This is a genomic window from Burkholderia sp. HAN2018 (assembly GCF_024704855.1).
Lineage (GTDB): Bacteria > Pseudomonadota > Gammaproteobacteria > Burkholderiales > Burkholderiaceae > Burkholderia > Burkholderia cepacia.
In genome coordinates this window covers 1-14,137 of the sequence record NZ_QOBB01000208.1, presented here as the reverse complement: position 1 = coordinate 14,137, position 14,137 = coordinate 1, and the positions used below count along the sequence as shown (strand labels likewise).

The 14,137-nt window shown below is 67.3% G+C and carries 17 protein-coding genes; 10 read left to right on the top strand and 7 right to left on the bottom strand.

Annotation, left to right across the window (positions count from 1 at the left end):
- Positions 1 to 64 precede the first annotated feature (64 nt).
- Genes DPV74_RS32975 through fae form a run of 3 tightly spaced genes read right to left on the bottom strand, consistent with a single transcriptional unit; the run spans position 65 to position 3,127 of the window.
- Entirely contained in the window at positions 65 to 1,516 is a 1,452-nt protein-coding gene (locus tag DPV74_RS32975; RefSeq protein WP_060086107.1) for an NAD-dependent succinate-semialdehyde dehydrogenase, read from the bottom strand.
- Between the two features lie 22 nt (positions 1,517 to 1,538).
- Positions 1,539 to 2,561 carry an aldo/keto reductase gene (locus DPV74_RS32970; RefSeq protein WP_059696057.1) on the bottom strand — a complete coding sequence of 341 codons (1,023 nt, stop codon included), beginning with the start codon at positions 2,559 to 2,561 and terminating at the stop codon, positions 1,539 to 1,541.
- A 41-nt stretch (positions 2,562 to 2,602) separates the two neighbouring features.
- Positions 2,603 to 3,127 (bottom strand): formaldehyde-activating enzyme, encoded by a 525-nt coding sequence (gene fae, locus DPV74_RS32965; protein WP_027789894.1) that lies wholly within the window; start codon positions 3,125 to 3,127, stop codon positions 2,603 to 2,605.
- Between the two features lie 326 nt (positions 3,128 to 3,453).
- On the opposite strand from fae, the gene DPV74_RS32960 reads away from it, so the two are divergent.
- The 3 genes from DPV74_RS32960 to DPV74_RS32950 all read left to right on the top strand — a co-directional run bounded on the left by DPV74_RS32960 (position 3,454) and on the right by DPV74_RS32950 (position 5,664).
- Complete coding sequence (locus DPV74_RS32960) at positions 3,454 to 4,371, top strand: LysR substrate-binding domain-containing protein (protein ID WP_027789893.1); 918 nt, start codon at positions 3,454 to 3,456, stop codon at positions 4,369 to 4,371.
- A gap of 226 nt (positions 4,372 to 4,597) precedes the next feature.
- The gene (locus DPV74_RS32955) at positions 4,598 to 4,948 is read left to right on the top strand and encodes a hypothetical protein (protein WP_119338698.1); all 351 of its coding nucleotides are present in this window, start codon (positions 4,598 to 4,600) and stop codon (positions 4,946 to 4,948) included.
- Between the two features lie 155 nt (positions 4,949 to 5,103).
- Positions 5,104 to 5,664 (top strand): hypothetical protein, encoded by a 561-nt coding sequence (locus DPV74_RS32950; RefSeq protein WP_027789891.1) that lies wholly within the window; start codon positions 5,104 to 5,106, stop codon positions 5,662 to 5,664.
- On the opposite strand, the gene DPV74_RS32945 is transcribed toward DPV74_RS32950, so the two are convergent.
- Positions 5,665 to 6,540 carry a LysR family transcriptional regulator gene (locus DPV74_RS32945; RefSeq protein ID WP_021160509.1) on the bottom strand — a complete coding sequence of 292 codons (876 nt, stop codon included), beginning with the start codon at positions 6,538 to 6,540 and terminating at the stop codon, positions 5,665 to 5,667.
- Positions 6,541 to 6,701: 161 nt separating this feature from the next.
- On the opposite strand from DPV74_RS32945, the gene DPV74_RS32940 reads away from it, so the two are divergent.
- Both DPV74_RS32940 and DPV74_RS32935 read left to right on the top strand, forming a co-directional pair.
- Positions 6,702 to 8,021: a DUF3422 family protein gene (locus DPV74_RS32940; protein ID WP_060373269.1), complete on the top strand. Its 1,320-nt coding sequence runs from the start codon at positions 6,702 to 6,704 to the stop codon at positions 8,019 to 8,021.
- A gap of 34 nt (positions 8,022 to 8,055) precedes the next feature.
- Complete coding sequence (locus DPV74_RS32935; protein WP_119338697.1) at positions 8,056 to 8,259, top strand: hypothetical protein; 204 nt, start codon at positions 8,056 to 8,058, stop codon at positions 8,257 to 8,259.
- A gap of 39 nt (positions 8,260 to 8,298) precedes the next feature.
- On the opposite strand, the gene DPV74_RS32930 is transcribed toward DPV74_RS32935, so the two are convergent.
- Together DPV74_RS32930 and cynR are read right to left on the bottom strand one after the other, a co-directional pair.
- On the bottom strand, positions 8,299 to 8,754 hold the full coding sequence (locus DPV74_RS32930) for a DUF3304 domain-containing protein (RefSeq protein ID WP_177203718.1): 456 nt from the start codon (positions 8,752 to 8,754) through the stop codon (positions 8,299 to 8,301).
- A gap of 84 nt (positions 8,755 to 8,838) precedes the next feature.
- Positions 8,839 to 9,735 carry a transcriptional regulator CynR gene (gene cynR, locus DPV74_RS32925; RefSeq protein ID WP_119338696.1) on the bottom strand — a complete coding sequence of 299 codons (897 nt, stop codon included), beginning with the start codon at positions 9,733 to 9,735 and terminating at the stop codon, positions 8,839 to 8,841.
- A 113-nt stretch (positions 9,736 to 9,848) separates the two neighbouring features.
- On the opposite strand from cynR, the gene DPV74_RS32920 reads away from it, so the two are divergent.
- The 3 genes from DPV74_RS32920 to DPV74_RS32910 all read left to right on the top strand — a co-directional run bounded on the left by DPV74_RS32920 (position 9,849) and on the right by DPV74_RS32910 (position 11,584).
- Entirely contained in the window at positions 9,849 to 10,508 is a 660-nt protein-coding gene (locus DPV74_RS32920) for a carbonic anhydrase (RefSeq protein WP_027789886.1), read from the top strand.
- A gap of 30 nt (positions 10,509 to 10,538) precedes the next feature.
- Positions 10,539 to 11,009 (top strand): cyanase, encoded by a 471-nt coding sequence (cynS, locus tag DPV74_RS32915; protein WP_021160503.1) that lies wholly within the window; start codon positions 10,539 to 10,541, stop codon positions 11,007 to 11,009.
- Positions 11,010 to 11,116: 107 nt separating this feature from the next.
- Positions 11,117 to 11,584: a nucleoside deaminase gene (locus tag DPV74_RS32910; RefSeq protein ID WP_119338695.1), complete on the top strand. Its 468-nt coding sequence runs from the start codon at positions 11,117 to 11,119 to the stop codon at positions 11,582 to 11,584.
- Between the two features lie 173 nt (positions 11,585 to 11,757).
- Here DPV74_RS32910 and DPV74_RS32905 read toward each other — a convergent pair whose 3' ends face one another.
- Entirely contained in the window at positions 11,758 to 12,147 is a 390-nt protein-coding gene (locus DPV74_RS32905; RefSeq protein ID WP_162923201.1) for a hypothetical protein, read from the bottom strand.
- Here DPV74_RS32905 and DPV74_RS32900 point away from each other — a divergent pair.
- Both DPV74_RS32900 and DPV74_RS32895 read left to right on the top strand, forming a co-directional pair.
- Positions 12,095 to 13,216, top strand: coding sequence for an ABC transporter ATP-binding protein (locus DPV74_RS32900; protein ID WP_240440053.1), 1,122 nt, complete (start codon positions 12,095 to 12,097; stop codon positions 13,214 to 13,216). The two genes, DPV74_RS32905 and DPV74_RS32900, sit on opposite strands and share 53 nt — an antisense overlap.
- Before the next feature lie 10 nt (positions 13,217 to 13,226).
- Positions 13,227 to 14,137 (top strand): ABC transporter permease subunit (locus DPV74_RS32895; RefSeq protein ID WP_119338699.1); only part of this gene is annotated, 911 nt, incomplete at its 3' end.

Genomic DNA, 14,137 nt, shown 5'->3' with positions numbered 1-14,137 from the left:
CGAGCGCCGTGCAAGGCGCCGCGCGGCCGGGCGGCGCGCGGCGCGGGTCGACCGCGGTCAGCGGTCAGCGGCCGAGGCCGGCCATCAGCGTGTACTTGAGTTCCACGTATTCGTCGAGGCCGTACTTCGAGCCCTCGCGGCCGAGCCCCGATTGCTTGACGCCGCCGAACGGCGCGACTTCGGTCGAGATGATCCCGTCGTTGACGCCGACCATTCCGCTTTCCAGCGCACCCGACACGCGCCACGCGCGGCCGAGATCGCGCGTATAGAAGTACGCGGACAGCCCGAACGGCGTATCGTTGGCCGCGGCGACGGCCTCTTCCTCGGTCGCGAAGCGGAAGCAGCCGGCGACGGGGCCGAAGGTTTCCTCTTCGGCGATCAGCATGTCGGCCGTCATGCCGGTCAGCACGGTCGGCTCGTAGAACGTGCCGCCGAGCCCATGACGCTTGCCGCCGGTGAGCGTGTGCGCGCCCTTCGCGACCGCATCGGCCACGTGCCGCTCGACCTTGCCGAGCGCCGCCTCGTTGATCAGCGGCCCCTGGTCGACCTCACCTGCGAGCGCGTTGCCGACGCGCAGCGTGCGCACGGCGTCCGCGAGCTTGCGCGTGAATGCGTCGTACACGCCGTCCTGCACGAGAAAGCGGTTCACGCACACGCAGGTCTGGCCCGTGTTGCGAAACTTCGACGCGATCGCGCCCGCGACCGCCGCGTCGAGATCGGCATCGTCGAACACGATGAACGGCGCGTTGCCGCCGAGTTCGAGCGACAGCTTCTTCAGCGTGTCGGCCGACTGCTTCGCGAGCAGCTTGCCGACCCGCGTCGAGCCCGTGAACGACAGCTTGCGCACGACGGGCGAACTCGTCAGCGTCTCGCCGATCGCGACCGCGTCGCCCGACACGACGTTGAACACGCCGGCCGGCACGCCCGCGCGCTCGGCGAGCACCGCGAGCGCGAACGCCGACAGCGGCGTTTCCTCCGACGGCTTCAGCACCATCGTGCAGCCGGCCGCGAGCGCGGGGCCGGCCTTGCGCGTGATCATCGCGAGCGGGAAATTCCACGGCGTGATCGCCGCGACGACGCCGACCGGCTCGCGCGTGACGACGATCTGCGCATCCGGCTTCGGGCTCGGGATCACGTCGCCGTACATGCGCTTCGCTTCTTCCGCGAACCATTCGAGAAAGCTCGCCGCGTACGCGACTTCGCCGCGCGCTTCCGCGAGCGGCTTGCCTTGCTCACGCGTCAGCAGCCCGGCGAGCGCGTCGCGATGTTCGAGCATCAGCTCGCCCCAGCGCTTCACGCGTGCGCCGCGCTCCTTCGCGGTCAGTGCGCGCCACGCGGGGAACGCGTGCGCGGCCGCGTCGATGGCGCGCTGCGTATCGTCGGCGCCGCCTTTCGCGACTTTCGCGATCGTTTCGCCGGTCGCGGGGTTCCGCACCGGATAGGTCGCATCGCTCGCGCCATGCGGTTCGTGCCATTCGCCGCCGATGTAATGGCCGGTCCTCAGAAATTCGTTCATCGTGTGTCGTTCCTTCAGTGCCTCAGTCCGTCGCGAAACTGCCCTGTGCCGGACGCGACGCGCGCGCGATGCGCTTGCCGGCCGTGTAGTCGTTGATCAGGTCACACGGCGTGTAGTTGCGCTCCAGTTCGTGCAATTCCTCTTCGGTGAGCTGTGTCTCGAGCGCGCCGAGCGCGCTGTCGAACTGCGCGACGGAATCCGCACCGACCAGCATGCTCGCGACGCCGGGGCGGCTCAGCACCCACGCCTGCGCGATCTGCGCGGGCGGCACGCCGCGGCGCTTCGCGACCTTCGCGACCGATTCCGCGATCGCGAGCGATGAGGCATCGCCGTACATCTGCGCGGTGAAGAAGTCGGTCTGGTTGCGCGTCGATTGCGGCTCGCAGGTCAGCAGGCCGCGCGCGAGCGGGCTGAACACCGACACGCCGACGCCCTGGTCGATGCAGTACGGCACCATCTCGCGCTCCTCCTCGCGATACGCGAGGTTCAGCTGCAGCTGCATGTTGATCGGCTTGTCCCAGCCGTTTCGTTCGCAGGCCTGCATGATTTTCGCGAACTGCCACGTGTACATCGTCGATACGCCGATATAACGCGCCTTGCCCGCGCGCACGATGTCGTGCAGCGCGCTCATCGTTTCCTCGACGGGCGTGTTCACGTCGAAGAAGTGCAGCATGAAGATGTCGACGTAATCCATCCCGAGCCGCTTCAGCGAAGCGTCGATGCCGTCGAGCACGTGCTTGCGCGAATGGCCGCCCGCGTTCGGGTAGCTGCCCATGTCGTAGCCGACCTTGGTCGTCACGACGAGCTCCTCGCGGCGCGCGTTGCGCTTCAGGATGCGGCCGACCACTTCCTCGCCGACGCCCGTCGAATAGAAATCGGCGAGATCGATGAAGTTCACGCCGGCGTCGAGCGCGCGGCGCACGATCGGCTCGCTCTGCGCTTCGTCGAAGATCCAGGGTTTCCAGTCGGGGGTGCCCATGTTCATCGTGCCGAGACACAGGCGGGACACCTTCAGGCCGGACTGGCCGAGGCGGACGTATTCCATGCTTCCTCCAGGTGCGGCCTTGTGTCGGCCGCTTGTCGTCTTCAGTTTTTCTTCGGGGTGTAGAACGGGTTCGACACGTCGCGCGCGGCGGCGAATACCGCGTCGCGATGCGGCAGCCCTTCCATCGCGGCGACGATCGCGGTGCGGCACGCGCGATAGTTGTTCTCGAACACGGCATCGAGATCGTCGGTCTGCGGGTTCACCCAGTTCGCCGACACGACGACCCAGTCGTTCTCCGCTTCGGGCGGCAGCGTGCCGTTCTCGAGCGCTTCGGCCACGGCCTTCGCGATGCCGGCCTGCGACGCGCCCCACGTGGCGTTGCCGTGGAAATCGCCGGCGATCTGCGCCTTGTTGACGTACAGCGTGAGCGGCTTGGTCGGCACGCCCGGCTGCGCGATCACGACGAACGGCGCATGGCCGGCCGACGGCGTCGCGAGGGCCGTGGCGAACGCCTGGCCCGCGGGGCCGTTGCGCGGGCCGACCAGCACGTTGATGTGCGCGAGGTTGACGCCGGGGCCTTCGAAGCCTTCGCCGATGTAAAGCTGCCTGGGTTGGGATGCGGTCATTGCGATGTCTCGTCGATGAGGTTGGGTGTGAGGCGATTGTGGTGGGCCGCGGCGCGGCCGGTGAATCGATGTTTTCTGATCGGGCTATGAGTTTTCGTCGTCTCCGGGAAAGCCCTGGGCCCGTCGCGCGGACGCCCGCCGGGCGGGCCTCGGCCGGTGTCGTGACGGCGGGCGGGGCGGAACTGGCGGGTGCTCGTTCGTGAACCGGCTCCGGGTTTGTCATACCCGGGCAGGGGTTGGAGGGCCGGGCGCATCCGGACAACAATCGGCGTACTCCGAGCCCTATCTTTCGTCTTCCCTTCTTTTTTCGAAAGCGAGTAATTCCGATGGCTGCCATTCAAAGGCCCGATTGGTCGAAGCTCAGTTCGCTCGATCCGGAACTGATCCGGGCATTCGTCGCCGTGGTCGAGAGCGGCGGCTTCACCGCGGCGGCCCGGCAACTGCATCGCACGCAGTCGACGATCAGCCTGCGCATCCGCACGCTCGAGGAGCGGCTCGACACGCACCTGTTCATGCGCAACAGCCGACGGCTCGAACTGTCACGCGACGGCGAGAATTTCCTGATCCATGCGCGCCGCATCATCCAGGTGCAGAACGACGCGATCCTCGCGCTGAAGCAGGCGAGCAGCGATCGCGGCGTCGTGCGCTTCGGGCTGCCGGAGGACTACGCGGAGCTGTGGCTGCCCGACCTGCTGAAGTCGTTCTATGCGATGCGGCCGGGCGCGCGTTTTCACGTGCATTGCCGCACGTCGCTCGAACTGCTCGAACGGCTGCAGGCCGGCGAGCTCGACGTCGCGCTCGTCGTGCGGCACGGGCCGAACGCGGGCGGGCGGCTGCTCGGCCGGCACGATGTCGTGTGGGCCGCGCACCGCGATTTCGTGCTCGGCCCGCAGGCGTCGGTGCCGCTCGCGCTGTTTCCGGAGACGTGCTGCTACCGGCAGCGCGGGCTGCAGGCGCTCGCGACGGCCGGGCGGCCGTATCACGTCGTCTATACGAGCCAGAGCCCGACCGGCATCAAGATCGCGGTGAACCACGGCGCGGCCGTGACGATGATCGACCGCTGCACGCTGCCCGAGAACTGGCGCGTGCTCGACGAGACGGACGGGCTGCCGCTGCTGCCGGCGGCCGATCTCGAACTGCATCGCTCGCCGGGCATCTGCGATCCGCTGACCGACGATCTGGTGTCGCTGATCGAATCGATGGTCGACGAGCGGCGGCGTGCGTCGCTCGAAGCGTTCGCGTAGAGCGGCGGCCGGCGCACGGTTTGATTGGCGCGAACCGTGGCGGGTGGCGGGCGGTCGCGGCGCGCGCATCGCGACCGCACGGCCGGCCGCCATGCCGCTGGCCGTTGACGTGTTGTGTCCCCCGTGCCGTTTTTTGCACGGGCGGCCCGTTTTTTTGCACGACGTTTATGCGGTCTCTTCTAAGCTGGGGACGTGTCGAACAGCCGAGACGGCTTCCGTCCGCTCCATGACCTTCATTCATCCCGTTCCCGCCTTCGATGTCGCCGGCCGCCAGTTGCGCGCCGGCGTACGCAACAACGTCATTCCGTTCCCGCCGCCGCGCCCGCGCCTGCAGTTGCCCGTCACGCTGACGGCCGACTCCGGAGAACACGCGCATGCGCGGCTCGCGGCGCTGCTGCATTCCCCGCTCGGCGTGTACGTCGTCAGCGCGCGTGCCGTGCGCGACGTGGTGCACGTGCGCTTCGACATCGCGCTGGAAGATTTGGATTTCACGCTGCACATGCTGATCGCGCAGCAGGCCGATGCGGTGATCGGGCCGGTCGCGCGCCGGTTGCGGGTCGGGCCGAAGGCACGGTGAAGTTGGGAACGGCTGTTGCTCGTGGGTTGTGGTTCGTTCCTTGATGGCTTGTCCGATCCGCCGTCCGATCGCCGGTCGCCGTGCTGTCCGCCCTCAGGCGGCGGACAGCCGCGCGATGCTGCGTGCGCGGCGCCGATCCTGCATGCGGAGGAGTCATGGATCTATTGGAAGCAGTACCTGTCGTGCAGCCGGCAAACGGCCGGGTACGGACGGCGTCGCTGCCGTCGGGCCAGCAACTCGCGCGTCAGCTCGTGACGACGGTGCGCGTGGCCGAAATGCTGTTGCATCAGGCGATCGTCGTGCCCGACCGGCATCAGTGGTCGGTGGACACCGAGCGGGTCGACGCGGCCGGCGGGCCGCTCGCGGCGTGGGAGCGCGACGTGACCTGGCGGATCGGCAAGGTGTTCGCCGCGACGGTCAGCCCGGCCGCGCGCGTCAACGATCGCGACCAGGTCGCGGTCGAGATCCGGCTCTGTCTGCCCGAACAGGACTACATGGCCGGGCGGCGCGTGAGCACCTTCGGCCGCCGCCACGGCAACCGCTTCGGCGCGACGCTGTCGGTCGCGTCGGGCGCGCAGTGGGGCTGGCAACGCGCGGAGCATGTCGCACCGGAACACACGCAGGTATGCGGCGATACGCTGGAAGCGCTCGTCGATCAGGTGGCCGCGAACGTCAACGCGGCACTGGGCGCGGCCGGGTTCGGCGCGATGCGCTGATCACGCGTCGCCGGTCTGCCCGGTCTGACGCTGCAGGTCTTCCATCAACTGTTCCGCGAGAAAGTCGCACGGCGGCCGCTTCGATTTCGTGCTGCGCGCGAGAATCAGTTCGAGCGGCGGCAGGTCGGGCAGCCCGTGCGCGCGGCCGAGCATCGACAGTTGCGCGGGAATCGCGCAGCGCGCGAGCGGCGCGACCGCGAGGCCGGCCTCGACCATGCTGAGCAGCCCGAGCAGGCTCGGGCTTTCATAGGAGGTACGGTACGGCACCTTCGCGCGTTCGAGGCTGCGGATCGCGTTCTCGCGCGCGACGCTGCCCGGCATGAACACGGCGATCGGCAGCGGCCGCTCTTCCCACACGCGCGGCCCGTTCGTCATCGCGGCCCACGCCATCGGCTCGTGGCGGATGAAGTCGCCGGACAGCCCCTTGATGCGCGTGCCGCAGACGAGATCGACGGTGCCTTCCTTGATCAGCGGCGCGAGCGCGCTGCTCGGCAGCCCCATCACCTGGATCTCGACCTTCGGGTAGGTCGCCGAGAACTTCTTCAGCACCGACGGCAGCAGCGACGACGCATAGTCGTCCGGCACGCCGATCACGACCTTGCCGGTCACTTCCGGCCGCACCACGGCCGCCCACGCCTCGTCGCGCAGTGCCAGCATTCGTCTGGCGAATCCCAGCAGCACCTCGCCTTCGCGCGTCAGCACGATGCTGCGCGGCTTGCGCACGAACAGCGGCCGCCCGATCGCGTCTTCCAGGCTCTTGATCTGCATGCTCACGGCCGACTGCGAACGGTTCACGGCCTCGGCCGCGCGGGTCATGTTGCCGGTCTCCGCGACGGCGACGACGGTGGCCAGCACGTCGTGATCGAGCATCTTCATGGGTATCAGGAAAACTGAACGTAACGATCAGCATTATGCGTTTTTATTGTTGCTGTGTGTCTGCCATAGTGCGATCACGCTGACGTTTCGCCCGAGGGCGGCGCGGCGTTCGGGCCGGACGATCCGGTGTGCGGGACTGAACAGGGAAGCGTGGTGTATCGATGATGGACCATCCGTTGCGCGCGGCGCTGGCCGCGGAATTGCATGCCCGGCCGTTCCTGCGGCTCGCCGAAGCCGTGTCGCTCACGCATTACGCGATCTACGCGGACGGCCAGCCCGACATCCACGAAACGCTGCTGCACGCGCTGTGCCGCGATACCGGCATCGCCGCGCCGCACGAAGGCGCGACGCACTACGCGGTGCAGTCGCCGAGCGGCTGGCACCTGAAGTGGGAGCGCCACACCGAATTCTCGACCTTCACGTTCGTCGCGCCGCGCCGCGACACCGGTTATTTCGATGATCTCGCGATCGAGGGCATTCCGGCCGCGTGGTTCGCGCGGCTTGCCGGCATCCGCTTCGTCGCGGTGCGCATGGAACTGCTCACGGGCGACGCCGCGCGGCTCGTCTGCGGCGACCTGCGCCGCTGGATCGACGGGCCCGCGCTCGTCGGCAGCAACGTGCTCGGCGGCGGCAAGGTGTTCTGCGACTGGCATGTGCGCGACGACGGTTTCATGCGCTTTCTCGTCGTCGACGAGGATTTCCGCGAGGAGCAGGGCGGCCGCCTGCTGCAGCGCCTGCATGAAATCGAGACGTACCGGATGATGGCCCTGCTGGCGCTGCCCGTCGCGCGCCGGATGAGCCGCGAGCTCGACGAGATCCACGCGGCGCTCCATGCACTGATGCAGCGGATGGACGCGAGCGGCGCCGACGGCGACGACACCGCGCTGCTCGTCAAGCTCACGCATCTGGCGGTACGGGTCGAGTCGCTGTCGGGATCGGGCGCGCGCTTCAGCGCGTCGCGGGCGTACGAGAAGCTCGTGCTGGCGCGCATCCACGAGTTGCGCGAGGAACGCATCGAAGGGATGCCGACGATCGCCGAATTCATGGAGCGGCGTTTCGCGCCGGCGATGGAAACCTGTCGCAGCGTATGGGCGCGCCACGAGCAGATCGCCGCGCGGATCGCGCGAGCGGTCGACCTGCTGCGCACGCGCGTGAATCTCGCGCAGGAAAAGGACGTGACGCGCCTGCTGGCGGGCATGGAGCGCACCGCGCGCAACCAGCTGCATCTGCAGCACGCGGTCGAGGGGCTGTCGGTGGCAGCCATTTCGTACTACGTGCTGTCGCTCGCGACGGCGGCGTTCAAGGCGCTGCACGTGATGAACCTGCCGGTCGATCCCGAACTGGCGGAAGGCCTGCTGATCGCGCCGGTCGTGTTCGCGGTGATTCACATCACGCGGCGCACGCGCGCGCAGCTGGCGCGATCGGAAGCCGCGCATGACGGCGCGGCGGTGCACGCGGCGACGTTGAAGCAGGTCGGCTAGAACATCGAAAACTTGATCAGGTAAAGGAGTGGAGATGACTTTTTCGCAGAAGCAACCGGGGTTTTACAGCGGTTTCGATGCCGCGTTCGACGAACCGGCACCGGATGACGCGGGCGTGCCGGAGGCCGCGCGCGTGACGTCGTATCAGGCCGTGCTGCAGAAGCCGATGACGTCGCTCGTCGGGAATACGATCGATCGGCCGGACGTCGCGGCGGTGGCGATTCTCGGTTACAACTGACGCAGCGCCGGGCGGGTGGGCTGCGCAGTCCCTTCCCGGTCACCCGGTGGCGCGCATGCGCGGCATCGTCGGGTACGCCACCCATCGGGCGTCGATCTTGCGGCCGGGTAGAAAATGGAACTCGATGTAACCGTCGCGCCGGTCCGGCAAAGCCGGCACGGCGACGTCGGTTTCGACGATGTCAGGCGCCTGGTTCCGGGCGTCTTCTTCAGGCGTCAGATCGTACGTGATCCTGACGTGCCAGGTCTTCTTGCCGCGCGGCACGCTCATGCAGCACATCGTGCCGCCCCCGCCGCCGAACTGGCGCGCGTGCACGCTGCCCGCGCCGAAGCCATCCACCACGAAACTGTAGACACCACGATCGGTGTAGTTGAACCCCACGACGCGATACGGGCCGTCGGCGCGCGTCTGTGCGTGGATCCACCAGGCCGCGCCCGCCAGCAATGCCGCGATTGCGATGGGGTTGAGTGTCAGGCGGCGTAGCAGGTTCGGCATGTCGGTGTTCCTGTGAGTCGGTTCGGCGGCACGATCGGTTGCCGGTAGCGCCAGGGCGCGTGCCGTGCACCCCGGCGGCCGAGGTCATCGCGCGCGCCTGACAGGCCCCGCCCCATGCGCCAGCGCCAGTTCGACGAACGCGCGCGCGGCCGCGCTCCGGTACGCCCCCTTGCGTTGCAGCAGCACGGCCGTACGCCGCAGGACGGCCGGTTCGAGCGCGACGGCGGCGAGATCGTCGTGGCCGCTCGCGATCGTCGCGGGCAGCAGCGTCGCGAGGTTCGTGCGGCGCACGATCTCGATCACGGCCCCCAGCGAATTCGCTTCCATCGACACGCGCGGCCGCACGTCGTGCTCGCGGAAATAGCGGTCGATCTGCACGCGTGTCGCGAATTCGGCCGTGAGCAGCACGAGCGACGCGTCGTGCAGCGCGCGCAGGCCGGCCTTGCGTTTTCCGGCGAGCGCATGGCGGCGGCTCACGACGAACGCGAGCGTTTCGACCAGCAGCGGTTGCGCTTCGAGATCCGCCGTCTGCACCTCGTCGAACGCGATGCCGACATCGAGCTCATCGTCGACGAGCAGCGCCTCGATGCGTTCCTGCGACATCTCGCGCACCGACAGCGACACATCCGGATAGCGGCCGTGAAAGGCCTCGATCAGCGGCCCGACGAGATAGCTCGTGAAGGTCGGCGTGACCGCGATCCGCAGCGCGCCGCGGCTGAGATCCTGCACGTCGTGAATGGCACGCCGGCCTTCCGCGAGATCGTGCAGCGCCTGCCGCGCATAGCGGAAATAGACGTCGCCGGCGTCGGTCAGCCGCGTCACGCGCGCGGTGCGGTCGAACAGCTGCGCGCCGAGCGTCTCCTCGAGCTGGCGGATCTGCTGGGACAGCGCCGGCTGCGACACATGCAGCGCGGCGGCCGCGCGCGTGAAGCTGCGATGCTCGGCGACGGCGAGGAAGTAGTGGATATGGCGCAGCAGCATGGTGGTTCCTATAAGTCCTGCTTATCCGGTAGATCATAAATCAGTCTTTTACGTTATTGGAAGTCCGGCGTAACCTGCCCTTCATCGATTCCACCCGCACCGGAGAACACGCGATGAAGGACATCATCGAAGGCTTCCTGAAGTTCCAGCGCGACGCGTATCCGGCACGCGCCACGCTGTTCCGCGATCTCGCGCGCAGCCAGCATCCGCGCGCGCTGTTCATCTCGTGCTCGGACAGCCGGCTCGTGCCCGAACTCGTCACGCAGCGCGAACCGGGCGACCTGTTCGTGATCCGCAATGCCGGCAACATCGTGCCGTCGTACGGCCCCGAGCCGGGCGGCGTGTCGGCGTCCGTCGAATACGCGGTGGCTGCGCTGCGCGTGACCGACGTCGTGATCTGCGGCCATTCCGATTGCGGCGCGATGACCGCGATTGCCACCTGCCAGTGCATGGACCACATGCCGGCCGTCGGCCACTGGCTGCGTTATGCCGATTCGGCGCGCGTCGTGAACGAGGCGCGCACGCATCGCAGCGAACGCGAGCGGATCGACTCGATGGTGCGCGAGAACGTCGTCGCGCAACTGGCGAACCTGAAGACGCACCCCGCCGTGCGGCTCGCGCTCGAAGAAGGGCGGCTCGCGCTGCACGGCTGGGTCTACGACATCGAATCGGGCTGCATCGACGCCCATGACGGCGCGACCGGCCGGTTCGTCTCCCTGGCGGACCATCCCGAGGTCCGCGCCACACCCGCGACGCTTCCCGTCGCGGCCTGACTCGCTCCAACCTACCCACGAGGAATTGCCATGATCCAGTCCCAGCACAGCCAGACCGCCCGCCACGCGCTCGCGGAGACCGTCGTTCTCGCGAAGGCGCGCAAGAACCTGTCGTTCGCGCAGCTCACCGAAGGCACGGGCCTGAGCGAAGCGTTCGTGACGGCCGCGCTGCTCGGCCAGCACGCGCTGCCGGCCGATGCGGCGCGCAATGTTGCCGACAAGCTCGGCCTCGACGACGACGCGGTGCTGCTGCTGCAGACGATCCCGCTGCGCGGCAGCATCGACGATCGCGTGCCGACCGACCCGACCATTTATCGCTTCTACGAAATGCTGCAGGTGTACGGCACGACGCTGAAGGCACTCGTACACGAGAAGTTCGGCGACGGCATCATCAGCGCGATCAATTTCCGGCTCGACGTGAAGAAGGTCGACGATCCGGAAGGCGGTTCGCGTGCGGTGATCACGCTCGACGGCAAGTACCTGCCGACCAAGCCGTTCTGACGCCGGCGCGGCGCCGCGGCAGCGGTGCCGTGCAGTCTTTTGCCCGACGTGCATCGGCCGCCGGCCGGCGCACGTTTTCGCCATGCCGTTTCAACCAGGACGCAGCCATGGATTTTGTGAAACGCACGATCGATCTTGCGATGAAGAACGTGGAAGAGGGCGGCCGTCCGTTCGCGACGGTGATCGTCCGCGACGGCGAGATCGTCGCGGAGAGCCCGAACCTCGTCGCGCAGACCAGCGACCCGACCGCGCACGCCGAGATCCTCGCGGTGCGCGACGCTTGCCGCAAGCTCGGCACCGAGCACCTGACCGACTGCGAGATCTACATTCTCGCGAGCCCGTGCCCGATGTGCCTCGGCGCGCTGTACTACTGCAGCCCAAAACGCGTGGTCTACATCACGACGCGCGAGGACTACGCGCCGTTCTACCGCGACGACCGCAAGTATTTCGAGCTCGACACGTTCTATGCCGAATATGCGAAGCCGGTCGAGGCGCGCCGGTTGCCGATGGTGCAACAGAAGCACGGCGGCGCGATCGACGTGTACCGGCGCTGGAAGGAACTGAACGCGAAGTGACGTGACCCGCGCGGCGCCCAGGCCCGCGTTGCAGCCGCCCGGCTGCTCGTTTTCCCCACCCTCCGTTTCGTCTTCCGTGTCATCCGGCGGCGCCCGTGCCGCCGGGGCGCCCGCGCTGCCGCGCGAGGCGGGTCGTGCCCCCGTTTTACCACCCTCCCAAACATCGATCCCGTTCAATGTCCGGAACGGAAATCCGCGATCCAAAAGGTTTTTGACGGGTTTAAAAATTCGCACTGGAGACGACGAAAACGTGCGGAAAGCCCGATGAAAACCGATGCAATCTTCATGACAGCCAGCGGGGTGGCCGCGGTCGTTCGCGACTGATCGCCATCGATCGCCGTGCGTTTTCCCTGCCTGTTTCGTTGCGCCATTCGTTCCGGACGAGGAATCGCTCGATCCCTCTCCGCCAGCACCGCCCGACTGCCGCCGGTCGCGCGTGACGCCTGAGATTCGCTTACCTGCTTGAAACGGACCATCATGAAACGGGATTCATTCAGTACACCTGATGCGATGCATCGACCGACGACGAACATGCTCAAGCCGAACGAAACGTTCGTGCGCATCGAAAACGTCGTGAAGAAATTCGGCGACAGCACGGCCGTCGACAACGTGAACCTGACGATCGCGAAGAACGAGCTGTTCGCGCTGCTCGGCAGCTCGGGCTGCGGCAAGTCGACGCTGCTGCGCATGCTTGCCGGGCTGGAAACGGCCACCTCCGGCAAGATCTTCGTCGACGGCGAGGACCTCGCGTCGCTGCCGCCGTACCGCCGCCCGGTCAACATGATGTTCCAGTCGTACGCGCTGTTCCCGCACATGACGGTCGAATCGAACGTCGCGTTCGGCCTGAAGCAGGAAGGCACGCCGAAGAACGAGATCCGCGAGCGCGTGGCCGACGCGCTCGCGCTCGTGCAGATGAGCAAGTACGCGAAGCGCAAGCCGCATCAGCTCTCCGGCGGCCAGCAGCAGCGCGTCGCGCTGGCCCGCTCGCTGGTCAAGCGCCCGAAGCTGCTGCTGCTCGACGAGCCGATGTCGGCACTCGACAAGAAGATCCGCCAGAAGACCCAGCTCGAACTCGTGAACATCATCGAGAAGGTCGACGTGACCTGCGTGATGGTCACGCACGACCAGGAAGAAGCGATGACGATGGCGAGCCGCCTCGCGGTGATGAGCGAAGGCAAGATCGTGCAGATCGGCTCGCCCGGCGAAGTCTACGAATACCCGAACAGCCGTTTCTCGGCCGAATTCATCGGCTCGACCAACCTCTTCGAAGGGCGCGTGGTCGAGGACGAGCCCGACCACATCTTCGTCGAAAGCGACGACCTCGAAGCACGCATGTACGTGAGCCACGGCGTGACCGGCCCGCTCGGGATGCCGGTCGGCATCTCGGTGCGCCCGGAGCGCGTGCACGTGTCGCGCGAGAAGCCGGGCTCGAAACACAACTGGGCACGCGGCGTCGTGACCGACATCGCGTACATGGGCAGCTACTCGCTGTACCACGTGCGCCTGCCGAGCGGAAAGACGGTGGTGTCGAACCTGTCGAGCTCGCACCTGATGAACGACAACGCGCCGGCGTGGAACGACGACGTGTTCGTGTCGTGGTCGCCGGCCAGCGGCGTCGTGCTGACGCAGTGAGGAGGCCACGATGAGAACCTCCGCTTCCACTCCGTCCGCGCCGGTGTCTGCCGGCGCCGCGAGCACCGGCGCCGGCCGCGCGCGCCCGGGCCGTTTCTCCATGCTGTCGCGCTTCCTGCCGTCGGGCCGCAGCGTCGCGATCGGCGTGCCGTTCGTGTGGCTCGCGATCTTCTTCGCGCTGCCGTTCGTGCTGGTGCTGAAGATCAGCTTCGCCGACCAGGTGATGGGCATCCCGCCGTACACGTCGCTCGTCGAGATCAAGGACGGCGTCGTGCACTTCGCGCTGCAGCTGTCGCACTACGCGTTCCTGCTGCAGGACGACCTGTACATCGCGACCTACCTCAGCTCGCTGAAGATGGCCGCCGTGTCGACCGTGCTGTGCCTGCTGATCGGCTATCCGATGGCGTACTACATCGCGCGCTCGGAACCGAACCGCCGCAACGTGCTGATGATGGCCGTGATGCTGCCGTTCTGGACGTCGTTCCTGATCCGCGTGTACGCATGGATCGGCATCCTGAAGGACGACGGCCTCCTGAACCACACGCTGATCGCGCTGGGCATCATCCACACGCCGCTGCGCCTCTATCACAGCGACGCGGGCGTCTACATCGGGATGGTCTATTCGTACCTGCCGTTCATGGTGATGCCGCTGTACGCGCACCTCGTGAAGATGGACCTCACGCTGCTCGAGGCCGCGTACGACCTCGGCGCGAAGCCGTGGGTCGCGTTCACGCGCATCACGCTGCCGCTGTCGAAGAACGGGATCATCGCCGGCAGCCTGCTGGTGTTCATCCCGGCGGTGGGCGAGTACGTGATTCCGGAACTGCTGGGCGGCGCCGACACGCTGATGATCGGGCGCGTGATGTGGGATGAATTCTTCAACAACATGGACTGGCCGATGGCGTCCGCGGTGACGGTCGC

Coding starts and splice junctions, on each gene's coding strand:
- DPV74_RS32905 (WP_162923201.1), bottom strand. CDS start 12,147: ATGCGCACGAACGTTTCGTTCGGCTTGAGCATGTTCGTCGTCGGTCGA.
- DPV74_RS32945 (WP_021160509.1), bottom strand. CDS start 6,540: ATGAAGATGCTCGATCACGACGTGCTGGCCACCGTCGTCGCCGTCGCG.
- DPV74_RS32920 (WP_027789886.1), top strand. CDS start 9,849: ATGAAGGACATCATCGAAGGCTTCCTGAAGTTCCAGCGCGACGCGTAT.
- DPV74_RS32930 (WP_177203718.1), bottom strand. CDS start 8,754: ATGCCGAACCTGCTACGCCGCCTGACACTCAACCCCATCGCAATCGCG.
- DPV74_RS32975 (WP_060086107.1), bottom strand. CDS start 1,516: ATGAACGAATTTCTGAGGACCGGCCATTACATCGGCGGCGAATGGCAC.
- DPV74_RS32900 (WP_240440053.1), top strand. CDS start 12,095: ATGCATCGACCGACGACGAACATGCTCAAGCCGAACGAAACGTTCGTG.
- DPV74_RS32955 (WP_119338698.1), top strand. CDS start 4,598: ATGACCTTCATTCATCCCGTTCCCGCCTTCGATGTCGCCGGCCGCCAG.
- DPV74_RS32970 (WP_059696057.1), bottom strand. CDS start 2,561: ATGGAATACGTCCGCCTCGGCCAGTCCGGCCTGAAGGTGTCCCGCCTG.
- cynR (WP_119338696.1), bottom strand. CDS start 9,735: ATGCTGCTGCGCCATATCCACTACTTCCTCGCCGTCGCCGAGCATCGC.
- fae (WP_027789894.1), bottom strand. CDS start 3,127: ATGACCGCATCCCAACCCAGGCAGCTTTACATCGGCGAAGGCTTCGAA.
- DPV74_RS32960 (WP_027789893.1), top strand. CDS start 3,454: ATGGCTGCCATTCAAAGGCCCGATTGGTCGAAGCTCAGTTCGCTCGAT.
- DPV74_RS32950 (WP_027789891.1), top strand. CDS start 5,104: ATGGATCTATTGGAAGCAGTACCTGTCGTGCAGCCGGCAAACGGCCGG.
- cynS (WP_021160503.1), top strand. CDS start 10,539: ATGATCCAGTCCCAGCACAGCCAGACCGCCCGCCACGCGCTCGCGGAG.
- DPV74_RS32940 (WP_060373269.1), top strand. CDS start 6,702: ATGATGGACCATCCGTTGCGCGCGGCGCTGGCCGCGGAATTGCATGCC.
- DPV74_RS32935 (WP_119338697.1), top strand. CDS start 8,056: ATGACTTTTTCGCAGAAGCAACCGGGGTTTTACAGCGGTTTCGATGCC.
- DPV74_RS32910 (WP_119338695.1), top strand. CDS start 11,117: ATGGATTTTGTGAAACGCACGATCGATCTTGCGATGAAGAACGTGGAA.